The sequence below is a fragment of the Flavobacterium psychrophilum DSM 3660 = ATCC 49418 genome (assembly GCF_002217405.1).
Taxonomy (GTDB): domain Bacteria; phylum Bacteroidota; class Bacteroidia; order Flavobacteriales; family Flavobacteriaceae; genus Flavobacterium; species Flavobacterium psychrophilum.
Window position 1 is genome coordinate 48,356 of sequence record NZ_MUHE01000025.1, and the last position, 8,726, is coordinate 57,081.

At 33.4% G+C, this 8,726-nt stretch carries 6 protein-coding genes; 3 read left to right on the forward strand and 3 right to left on the reverse strand.

The genetic code is table 11. The annotated features are described in order from the left end of the window. The first annotated feature begins 114 nt into the window (after window positions 1-114). Window positions 115-567, forward strand: a complete 453-nt coding sequence (locus B0A57_RS07200) for a 6-pyruvoyl trahydropterin synthase family protein (RefSeq protein WP_011964338.1) — start codon at window positions 115-117, stop codon at window positions 565-567. 776 nt (window positions 568-1,343) lie between these two features. On the opposite strand, the gene trpS is transcribed toward B0A57_RS07200, so the two are convergent. Beyond that, the gene (gene trpS / locus B0A57_RS07205; protein WP_011964337.1) at window positions 1,344-2,318 is read right to left on the reverse strand and encodes a tryptophan--tRNA ligase; all 975 of its coding nucleotides are present in this window, start codon (window positions 2,316-2,318) and stop codon (window positions 1,344-1,346) included. A 167-nt stretch (window positions 2,319-2,485) separates the two neighbouring features. On the opposite strand from trpS, the gene B0A57_RS07210 reads away from it, so the two are divergent. After that, window positions 2,486-3,232: a lysophospholipid acyltransferase family protein gene (locus B0A57_RS07210; RefSeq protein WP_011964336.1), complete on the forward strand. Its 747-nt coding sequence runs from the start codon at window positions 2,486-2,488 to the stop codon at window positions 3,230-3,232. A 44-nt stretch (window positions 3,233-3,276) separates the two neighbouring features. Here the strand turns inward: B0A57_RS07210 and recA are convergent, their stop codons facing one another. Both recA and B0A57_RS07220 read right to left on the reverse strand, forming a co-directional pair. Continuing rightward, complete coding sequence (gene recA / locus B0A57_RS07215) at window positions 3,277-4,281, reverse strand: recombinase RecA (RefSeq protein WP_011964335.1); 1,005 nt, start codon at window positions 4,279-4,281, stop codon at window positions 3,277-3,279. 438 nt (window positions 4,282-4,719) lie between these two features. Next, window positions 4,720-7,635, reverse strand: coding sequence for a T9SS sorting signal type C domain-containing protein (locus B0A57_RS07220; protein WP_034099394.1), 2,916 nt, complete (start codon window positions 7,633-7,635; stop codon window positions 4,720-4,722). Between the two features lie 133 nt (window positions 7,636-7,768). Here B0A57_RS07220 and B0A57_RS07225 point away from each other — a divergent pair, with 133 nt between their 5' ends. Next, window positions 7,769-8,251: a regulatory protein RecX gene (locus B0A57_RS07225; RefSeq protein WP_011964333.1), complete on the forward strand. Its 483-nt coding sequence runs from the start codon at window positions 7,769-7,771 to the stop codon at window positions 8,249-8,251. The last annotated feature ends 475 nt before the right edge of the window (window positions 8,252-8,726 follow it).

Here is an 8,726-nt window from a genome sequence, read left to right on the forward strand (position 1 = left end):
TTTTTTTATCCCAGTAAATTTAAACTTTAAATGGTATAAAAACTCAAAAAGTAGGTTTTTAAGGAATGACTAAATAATTTATTTCAATACCTTTGTATTTCAATCTGATTTTTTATGAGCAAAATAAGAATTACCAAGCAATTTAGTTTCGAAACTGGTCACGCCCTATATGGTTATGACGGAAAATGCAAAAATGTACACGGACACAGTTACAAACTTTCGGTAACAGTTATAGGAACCCCCATTTCCGATAGAAATAATGTAAAATTCGGAATGGTAATCGATTTTTCTGACTTAAAAAAAATAGTAAAAGAAGATATTGTCGATATTTTTGATCACGCCACTGTTTTCAACCAAACAACACCTCATATAGAGTTAGCACAAGAGCTTAAATCCCGTGGTCATGAAGTAATTTTAGTAGATTACCAACCCACAAGCGAAAATATGGTTATAGATTTTGCCGAAAAAATAAAACGAAGATTACCCTCTCATGTTTCCCTACATTCTTTACGATTGCAAGAAACAGAAACATCCTTTGCAGAATGGTTTGCAGACGATAACGCATAAAAGAGACTGTTAGAAAAGTAAATTTTTGTTACTAGCAAATAAGTTTTAATGAATAATTACCCAACAACCATTTCTAACAATCAGTGGCGATTTAGATAAAAAACACACTTTACAATTTGATATTAGAAAACGAAAACATGATCTGCCATTGTGTATCTGGTAAAAACAAGATGACAACGACGAATGCTACCCAACAATTTACCAAAAAGGCAATTGGTTTACTATTATTATAGCAAATGGGTAAATACAGAAAATGTGATGTTGACGCAAACAAAAAAGCAAAGGAATTAACGATACTTGGTGGTGGATAAAAACAGATTTTTATTCGCAATAAGGTAACTGTACCTACTGTACACCATAGCAAAGCGGCAGAATTATTAATAATAACTTTGGCTTATTTTGTAACCAGATAAAGGTTATCCTTGCAAACTGAGATTATACAGGAGAAGTTATAAACGAAGTAAAAAAACACTTTGATTACCTAATTAATCTTGTGATGAGCAAAAAGCTGGTTTTCAGTCGTTTCCAAAAGGTAGATTGTTGAACGTATATTTTCATGGCTTGATAATGACAGAAGATAATGTAGAAATTATGAACACATAATGTAAAGCTCTGAAAACAGGGTAAAATTATTCGCCATAAAATTTTTATTAAATAAAATTTAAACAGGCTCTAAAATTGAGTAAAAAAAAGAGGGTTTGTACGACCCCTCTTTTTTTTTGCTTAAAATCAGACTATTATATATATTTAATTGGTGTTTTTACTCAAATATTAATTTAATATCCTAATTTTTCTCTAACTCGTTGCAAAACTTCATTTGCAACATTTGCAGCTTTTTGAGCGCCAATTTTTAGTATTTCGTCTAATTCTGTAAGATTATTCATATAGTAATTATACTTTTCTCTTTCGGTCGAAAATTTTTCAGTAATCAATTCAAATAAGGCTTGTTTGGCGTGACCGTAACCATAATCGCGGTTTGCATTTTTATAATTTTCGGTCATTTTTTCTATTTGAGACTCATTTGCCAATAATTTATATATCGCAAAAATATTACAGGTTTCTGGGTTTTTAGCCTCCTCTAGCGGTATGCTATCAGTTTCAATACTCATAACTTGTTTGCGAAGTGCTTTGTCATTAAGAAAAATATTAATAATATTATTTCGAGATTTACTCATTTTATGACCATCTATTCCAGGAATAAGCATTATGTCTTCCTGAATTTTTGCCTCTGGTAAAACAAATGTTTCTCCCATCTGATGGTTAAAACGGGAAGCTGCATCACGTGTAATTTCTACATGTTGCAACTGGTCTTTTCCTACGGGAATAACATTTGCATCGTACAGCAAAATATCTGCAGCCATAAGCATTGGGTAAGTAAATAGTCCTGCATTTACATCTTCTAGCCTATCGGCTTTGTCTTTGAAAGAATGTGCTAATGTTAGCCTTTGAAACGGAAAAAAACAGCTTAAATACCAAGACAATTCTGTGGTTTGTGGTACATCACTCTGGCGATAAAAAACAATTTTATTGCTGTCTAAACCACAAGCTAGCCAAGCCGAAGCGGTACTGTATGTATTTTCTTTTAGTGTTTTTGCGTCTTTTATTTGAGTAATCGAATGCAAATCGGCAATAAAAAGAAAGGATTCGTTTTCGGGTTTGGCAGATAATTGTATCGCTGGGATAATCGCCCCCAATAAATTTCCTAAATGTGGTGTTCCTGTACTTTGTACTCCTGTAAGTATTCTTGCCATTTTGTTTAGTTTTAAACACAAGGTTTGCAAAGTATTTCGCAAAGTTCACAAAGCATTTACTCTCTCGAGAACGTTAATTGCCAAATTCTTATGATACCGAGGTTAATTTTTTATACAAAGTTAATTCTTTTATCAAATTTATAAAGCAATTCCTTATTTTTGATGTCATGAGATTATTTAAAATTATTTTTTGGGTTTTGTGGCGTGTTTGGTTTTATGTGGTAATGGGTATCCCCATTATTATTATGTTTCCTTTGCTATTTATTTCGATACTAAAAGAAACTTGGTATCCTTACTTTTTTAGGATAGCTAGAATTTGGGCAAAAATAATTTTGTTTGGTATGGGATTTTATTACAAGATAGAGAAAGAACAAGATGTTGAATCTGGAAAAAGCTACATGTTGATTGCCAATCACACATCGATGACTGATATTATGCTAATGCTTGTTTGTGTAAAAAATCCATTTGTATTTGTAGGAAAAAAAGAATTAGTAAAAATTCCCTTGTTCGGGTTTTTTTACAAACGTACTTGTATCTTGGTTGATAGAAATGATCCTAAAAGTAGAACCGAAGTATTTGCCCTTGCCCAAAAACGAATTGATCAAGGTTTAAGTATTTGTATATTTCCAGAAGGAAAAGTACCAGACGATGAGCTGATTGTTTTAGATGAGTTTAAAGATGGTGCTTTTAGATTGGCCATAGAACATCATTTGCCTATTGTGCCTCTGGTTTTTCCAGACAATAAAAAAAGGTATTCTTATACTTTTTTTAGCGGAAGTCCAGGTAAAATGAGAGTTAAAATATTGCGTTTTATAGAAACTAAAAATAAGACCTTAAATGACAGAAAAATAATAAAAACCGAGGCTAGAGATGTTATATATAATGAGCTTATTGCTTTTGAAACTGTAAAATAAAAAAGTGCCTCGAAAAGGCACTTTATAGAAGACTAGGTTTTTTTCTATTTATTAGACTCTTTGATAAGGTCTTTTATTTTTACTTCAAGTTCGTCTGCTAATTCTGGATTGTCTTTTATTAGTCCTTTTACGGCGTCACGCCCTTGTCCTAATTTTGTGTCTCCGTAGCTAAACCACGATCCTGCTTTTCGAATAACTTCGAATTCTACAGCTAAGTCAAGTATTTCGCCTGTTTTAGATACTCCTTCTCCATACATAATATCGAATTCGGCAGTTTTAAAAGGTGGCGCTACTTTGTTTTTTACCACTTTTACCTTGGTTCTATTTCCTAATACGTTTTCACCGTCTTTTATTTGTGTCGAACGGCGAATATCTAAACGAACCGAGGCGTAAAATTTTAACGCATTTCCTCCTGTTGTTGTTTCAGGATTTCCGAACATAACACCTATTTTTTCTCTTAACTGATTGATGAAAAATACGGTACATTTTGTTTTGCTTATTGTTCCTGTTAGTTTTCTTAAGGCTTGCGACATTAATCGTGCATGAAGACCCATTTTAGAATCTCCCATTTCGCCTTCAATTTCGCTTTTTGGGGTAAGTGCTGCAACTGAATCGATTACAACAATATCTATTGCTCCTGAACGTATTAAGTTTTCGGCGATTTCTAAAGCTTGCTCCCCGTTATCTGGTTGGGAAATGATTAAATTTTCGATATCAACACCTAATTTTTCGGCATAACTTCTATCGAAGGCGTGTTCTGCATCTATGAAAGCGGCAATTCCTCCTGCTTTTTGGGCTTCGGCAATAGCGTGTAGGGTTAAGGTTGTTTTTCCTGATGATTCTGGTCCGTATATTTCAATTACACGACCACGAGGATATCCGCCAACTCCTAAGGCTAGGTCTAATCCTAATGATCCTGAAGAAATTGTTTCTACTTCTTCTACAGCTTTATCGCCCATTTTCATTACGGTTCCTTTGCCGTAAGTCTTGTCTAATTTATCTAATGTAAGCTGTAATGCTTTTAGTTTGGCTTCTTTTTCTGTACTCATTTTTTCTGTAATTATTTTTAGTAAAATTAGTTGTTTTCTTTGAGATGTTGATCATAAGTTTTCAACAAAAAACAAAATGGCTTTCTGCTAAGTGGACTAAATTTTATTTTTAGAAAGAGTAATACTTGTTTTTGTAAATTTATATACAAACGAAAAAATTAATTTCTTAATCTGTAAAAACCTCTTAGATAAGTGGCTAATTCTTCTTTTTTGGATTAGTAACAGGCACACATAAAAAATAACAGCACTTAGTATTAGATTTGCTGGAATGAGAAATTCTATCAAGTTATTCAGATTATGAAATTCCTGGCTGTTCGGGATTACAATATTAGAGTGTTTTTAAAATTAAAATAATATGATTAACAATAAAGAGCAAATATTTTTTTTAATGCTAATAAAGCACACAGAATATTCTTTGTGTGCTTAAGTTTAAAAAAACTAAAACACAATCTTCTTAATTATTGTTTGCCCATTTGCCAAAGTGACTTTTACAATTAATGCTTGGTTGCTTTTTAGCACCGTATTTATTACAGATTGATTTGTATTTATATTATTTTTTTCTGCTAATGTTTGGCCTAAAACATTGCAAACCGTATAATTTTTAATTTTTTCTAAACTAGTGTTTATTTTAATTTCATTATCTGAACCAAAAACGGTAATGGTATTTTCATTTAATTTAAAATCTGTATTGGTTAGCATTTGATTGGTATAACGCAATACAAAACGATCATTTATTATTCCTTGATTTGTTGTAAACTGATAAGGAAAAGCTGTAATGTCATTAATTGTATTAAGTAATTTGTCTTCAATATAAATTTTTTGTGCATTTTTAGAAAACAAACCATCAACTGCGGCAAGGGCTATGTTATAAGTACCGTTTGTTGGAACTTTTATTCCCATTGGTACGGTGTCATTTACATCAAAAGGTAAGCCTCTTCCTTGTATGGTCATGATGTCATTACCGATTAAGGAGTATAGGTTTTGATCAGATTTGTAATCTGTTGTGGCATCAAACATTCTGTCTCTTTCTAAAGTTGCGCCTTCTACATAAGCAACTAATGTTCTTGTGGTTTCTCCTGTTGGATTTTTTAGGTCAATCCAGATTCTGTTTCGCTCTATATCTTCTCCTATTTCTTCATTTGCGGTAAGGTGATTATCTGTTGTTTTGTAAAACTGACTGTTTGACAGTGTTTTTTTGCGCATGGCGTTATTAAAAAGCGCAGTGCTTGTTGTGGCTACTCCTGGTAACATTAGGGTAAAGAATCCTTGTCCGCCACCAATAACATTAAGTGTTCCCGGTCCGCTGGTTGCACCTGCTGCGTTTATAGAAATATAATCTGCGCCAGTGTAATTAGAAGAAAAACTAGCGTAGAAAGGGCTTGCTGTAGATGCGGGTAGTGTGTTATGTGTCCACAATCTTACAAAACCATCTAATTGTGTGTTTGCTAACAAAAAAGAGTTGATACTTATTGCCGATGGGTATGGGTTACCTAATAAATTCCAGTTATCATCATCGGCTGAAATTTGCTCGCCATTTGTGCCTATGTAATTTCCTGATGTGTAACTTCCTCTAGATATTATTGGTTTATATACACCATTAAAAGGTACGCCGTTATTAAACGTTGCTGTCCAGTTTTGCACAGAGGCATTACTAAAACCATTAGGAGCCCGAACAATATAACCTTGTCCTGCTGTCATTGTAGCCGATGCGTTTTGCCAGTTTCCTAGTCCTCCATTTGTGTTTGCAACAGTAGGATTCCATATCCAATGATAATAAGCGGGTGTTGATGGAGATATAGAATTTACATTAAAACCGCTAATTGGTGACGACCAATATACATAATCTTGCAACTTAGCAGAAGCAATTCTCTCGTAGGAAATATTTCCTGTATTTACCCCAGCATCATTAATTTGAATTAGGGATCCAGTATTTGAAATCTTAAAGATTCCGTTGTTTGTTAGATTCTCTTGAATTTCAACATATGTATTTGCAGATATTGTAAAGGTAAAAGTAGGATTAACAGTAAGATTGCAGGTGCTAAAACTACCACTGACCGCTGTTGTATAATTACCATTAATTATAGTTGCTTTAGATAAAATTGGGGCTCCATTGCTCCAAGTAGAACCATTCCAGGTAGTTGTTCCTATCTCGATTTTTGTTGCTACCGTAGCAGTATAACAGGTTCCTGAATTTTCTCTTACCTGGCAATAATACTGATAACCATCTAAACCAGTTAATGATGAAATGTTTAAAGTAGTAGATGTTGCACCACTATAAACGCCTCCGTTTATTAATGCAGTCCATGCAGTTGTGCTAGGAGCTACTACGTACCACTGATAAGCTAATGCGTTTCCGCCCAGAAAACCCTCAGTTGCAGTAACAGATATTGAAGCGTTTGTTGAGCTACAAATTAGAGATAGCAATGGTTGTGCAGTTATGGCTGGATTAATCGCTACCGTTGCTGGCAGTATTCCTAATCTAGAATCACAAACTCCAGATGCTAACATTGTTGTTGACCAATCTGTGTCTACAAATACCGCTCGAGGCGAATATGCTCCTAAATTTCTAACCATATAAAAACCAACGTTAGTGGGAACATGCACATCATCTATAACTATAGATCCTGAGCTGTCTCTCAAAGAAAGTCCGTCATTAGCATTAAATCCATTTAGTAGATACCCATTTGTGCTAGCTGGATACCGACAAGCATTTGCAGAATCACTTGCCCCTACATGAAGAACCCCCAATGTTCCTGGCGAAATACTTCCTGATAGAGCCGCATAATTACCATCACTTCCATCACCGTAATTTCCTGACCTATAAAACTTATAATTTGATAAATCTATCGTGGCATTTGTACCATTATATAAAGTAACAGTCCCTCCAGCTCCGCTTTTTTCATCGTGTATTTCATAAATAATTAAATCGGTAGTAGTGGGATAAGCACCCTGACAAGAGGTTTTGTCTTTGTTTACAATAGTAAACGTTGCTGTCGATGCAATACAGGTTGTATGCACAATATTTATAGCCCCCGTGGTGGCGCCAAGAGGAACAATAACAACTAATTGCAATGCAGAACTAGAAATTATTGTCGCCGCAGTACCATTAAAATTAACAGTCGAGTTCAATAAGCTACCAGAGCTTGCATTTATTGTAACTGACGTTCCCGCTGGCCCAGACAACGGAAAAACAGACGCTATTACAGGAATTGTGCATGGAGGATAAGAAATACAAGTGCTAGAAAGACAACTCTCATGGGTGGTTTTTCTAATATTTTCTAATATTTTAGTTCCTTTCCCTAAGCTAGCAAAGGATACTGATAATAAAGCAAAAAATAGTAATTTAAATTTCATAAATTTGTTTTTTTATCGTTTGTTTATTTTTTTGATAATCATCTGATGGCTTACTAAAGCCATCAAACGGTGCCAAAAATAGTAACAATCTTTTTATTTTTATTTAGAAATAGATTACCAAATCATTAATTTTTTGAGAACACCAATAAACAAAAAAGAATCAGTCTCCGAAGCCACACAAAAGCTAGAATACTATTGTGCTTATCAGGAGCGTAGCCATCTGGAAGTAATCGAAAAGTTAAAAACACTTTCTATAACTCATGAAGAAGCCGACTCGATAATTGTTTACCTTATTGAAAATAATTTTCTTAACGAAGAACGGTTTGCTTGCAGTTTTGCTAGGGGGAAACACCGTATAAAGTGTTGGGGAAAAATAAGGATTGTAAATGAGTTGAAATTTCGTAAAATATCACAATACAACATCAATACAGCTCTTAAAGAAATTACAACCGATGAATATTTAGAAAATTTTTACAAACTTGCAGCACGCCATTGGGAAACCATGCGAGAGCCTAATGTTTTAAAAAAAAGAAAGAAATTTTGCGATTTCTTATTGCGAAAAGGCTGGGAAAGTAATTTAATATATGAAAAAGTAAAAGAATTAGAAGTAATGTAACATGAATAACACGGATTTTTTGGCTTAATTCTGAGCTATCCTAAAAATCCACTTTTTGAGTTTTTAGATTTGTTTAGAAAAGTATACAATAAAAATTAGAAATAAAGGACTATTTGTACTTTGATTTTATATCTCATTTTTAGATTATACCCAATACCTGATAAAAGTGCATTGATTTGAATGTAAAGCTTGGAACTCCAACTCCATTTCTCCTAAGAAAGCTCACCTGCTAATTTTATCAAGGGATGCTAAAGGATTATAAGGTCTAATAGCCTAGTTTAAAATGATTTTTGCTGTAAATTGGGTATTATTTTGCCTAACATATTGCTGTTTTTTTATACATAAACATACACTTTTCGGCAATTTAAATCAATTTAATTAATAAGGACTAACAATCAATAGGTTAAATTTTTTTAAGGGTTCACTAATACCATTTAAAGTTTAAATTTACTGGGATAAAAAAACATACAGTTTG

What these genes read in the sequence shown, in the direction of transcription:
- B0A57_RS07200 (WP_011964338.1), top strand. Translation starts at nt 115, where the DNA reads ATGAGCAAAATAAGAATTACCAAGCAATTTAGTTTCGAAACTGGTCAC.
- trpS (WP_011964337.1), bottom strand. Translation starts at nt 2,318, where the DNA reads ATGGCAAGAATACTTACAGGAGTACAAAGTACAGGAACACCACATTTA.
- B0A57_RS07210 (WP_011964336.1), top strand. Translation starts at nt 2,486, where the DNA reads ATGAGATTATTTAAAATTATTTTTTGGGTTTTGTGGCGTGTTTGGTTT.
- recA (WP_011964335.1), bottom strand. Translation starts at nt 4,281, where the DNA reads ATGAGTACAGAAAAAGAAGCCAAACTAAAAGCATTACAGCTTACATTA.
- B0A57_RS07220 (WP_034099394.1), bottom strand. Translation starts at nt 7,635, where the DNA reads ATGAAATTTAAATTACTATTTTTTGCTTTATTATCAGTATCCTTTGCT.